Source organism: Methylocaldum sp. (genome assembly GCF_035627495.1).
GTDB lineage: Bacteria > Pseudomonadota > Gammaproteobacteria > Methylococcales > Methylococcaceae > Methylocaldum.
This window is the reverse complement of record NZ_DASPLO010000181.1, coordinates 1-2,217: the sequence shown is the minus strand read 5'-3', so window position 1 is coordinate 2,217 and position 2,217 is coordinate 1. Positions and strand designations below refer to the sequence as shown.

Below are 2,217 nucleotides of genomic sequence, written 5' to 3'. Positions count from 1 at the left end.
TGAGTGAGCGGCGTTCGTACGCCTGGGCAACAACCTGAAACAGGTGGTTAGAGGCGGTGGCATCCATGGGGAGAAAGCCGAGCTCATCGAGGATGATCACGTCATGCGCCATGAGGCTCCGCATCCGGGTGCGGAAGCTACCATCGGCCAACGTGGCGTAGAAGCTGTCCACGAGGTCCTGGACGGTGGTGAAGTAGACGCGGTAGCCGGCCAAGATTGCCTTGAGGCCGAGAGCCTTGGCTAGATGACTCTTGCCGACCCCGGGCGGACCTACCAGGACGCAATTCTCGTGAGCTTCCACGAACCGGAGTCTGGCGAGATCCAGCATCTGCTGCCGGCTGACCGAAGTCTGAAACGTGAAGTCGAATTCCTCGATGGTTTTGTGATCGGGAAACCGGGCGGCCTTCAGCCGCTTGCTGTGCTGTGTTTCATTCCGGGACGTTACCTCTTCATGCATCAGGCCGACAAGGAAGTCCATGTACGAGAGTTGCTGGGCTACGGCCAGCCGATTATAGTCCTCCATGACTTCCCGGATCCGCCTGAGCTTGAGGCGGCGCAGCGCCTGGTCGAGTTCTTCGTAGCGGGCAGCATCCATGGTCATGCCCTCCCCGCCTTGGCGTAGTAGTCCAGGGACCGCTGCTGGACGGCTATGGCAGGGGCGGCTACCGTAACCGGTACTCCCTCGGACGGTCGCTCTGGCAGCGCCTCGGGAGCTCGCTGCTGCCTCTCCAGGATGCGTTTAAGCACACCGTAGCTGAAGGCGCCGAAGGTGGCAGCTCTCTCCATGGCCTGGTGAACCTCGCTTGTACCGTACGTTTCGCATAAGGCGAGGATGCTTTCAGCCTGCTCTCGTAGGTGTCCAGTCTGAGACTTGGCCACCCCACGCAGGTAAGCGGGTGCTACCTTGCCAATCGCCTCGAATCGCTCCTGTAGGGAGCTTCCCTTCCCGCTGGGGCCAGGACTGCGGCCCTCGTAATGCTCGTCCTGGATGATCCGCTGCCCCTTCCCCCGGCACCGGGGCAACGTGACCACCTTCTCGTCACCCAGGAACACGTCCAGGCGGTCCTCGTAGATGTGGAGCTTGACTAGCTTACGGGCGAGCCGGTGCGGCACGGAGTACTGGTTGCTCCCCCACGACACGAGGCAGGTCTTGGTGACCCGCGCCGTATCTTCGGCCGGCAGCTCCACCGCTTTCGTCGGAAGCGACAGTAGGAACTGGCGTTCAGCCACCAGGCGCTGGGCTGGAACCTCACCGGTGGCTGCGCAGACCTTCTGGTTGGCCACCTCGTTGTACCATGTCCGACCTTGGCGGTTAAGGTCCTCCAGGCCGGAGAACTCGGTCGCATAGAAGAAATCCTGGCGCACGTACTTGACGGTCGACTCAACTTTCCCCTTGGACTCGGGGTCCCGTATCCAACAGGCCCGGGCCTTGAAGCCGTAAGCAGCGGCATACCGCAAGAGGTCGGGGTGAAAGCGCACCACGGACCCAACCCGCTCCAGCGTCACCGTCTTGGCGTTGTCGTAGACGATCTCGTGGGGACAGCCCCCGACATACGTGATGGCCCGACTATGGCAGGCTAGGAATGTCGCCATGTCCTGCGATGTGGTAAACTCAACGTAGCGCATCCGGGAGTAACTGAGCACGAACACGAAGGCGTAGAGGTTCAGTTTCTGACCGTCGATTTCGATGGTGCCGAAGTGGCCCCAGTCTACCTGGGCCTGTTCTCCCGGCAACGTCTCGACCGGTTTGTAGACTCGCTCATGGTGTGGCCTGACGTTGGCCACGAAGCGGCGTACCGTGCGGCGTGAGCCCGAATAGCCGAGTTCCACGATTTCCCGGAAGAGGCGCTCAGCGGTCAGCTCCGAGTACTTCGCCAAGCGGGCCTTGAGGTGATTTACGAAGGGGTCAATCTTGAGGCTGGGGGCTTTCCGCTTGAGTCTTGGCGGGACATTTTCCAAGGCAAGATACTTGGCAACGGTACTCCGGTCGACTCCTAACCGATTGGCAATCTGTGTTTTCTTCAGCCCTTCAGCGGCCAGGCTCTTGATGTCCATGACTATTCCCACCGATTTCAAGTTGGTCCCATTCCTTGCTGTGTAAGTTTGGTAGTTGGCACTCCCAAACTTCGTCACTCAGCATGGAGTGGGCCTTTTTATTTCCAGTTCGGTGCGGAATTTCGTTGGCCATTTATGCTGATTTTAGCGCGACCGCCGCCA

The 2,217-nt window shown here is 60.1% G+C and carries 2 protein-coding genes; both read right to left on the bottom strand.

The annotated features are described in order from the left end of the window. Window positions 1-601 (bottom strand): ATP-binding protein (locus VEB01_RS16750; protein WP_324877409.1); only part of this gene is annotated, 601 nt, incomplete at its 3' end. Further along, on the bottom strand, window positions 598-2,055 hold the full coding sequence (istA, locus tag VEB01_RS16745) for an IS21 family transposase (RefSeq protein ID WP_324877407.1): 1,458 nt from the start codon (window positions 2,053-2,055) through the stop codon (window positions 598-600). The genes istA and VEB01_RS16750, both read right to left, overlap by 4 nt. Window positions 2,056-2,217 lie beyond the last annotated feature (162 nt).

Coding starts and splice junctions, on each gene's coding strand:
- istA (WP_324877407.1), bottom strand. CDS start 2,055: ATGGACATCAAGAGCCTGGCCGCTGAAGGGCTGAAGAAAACACAGATT.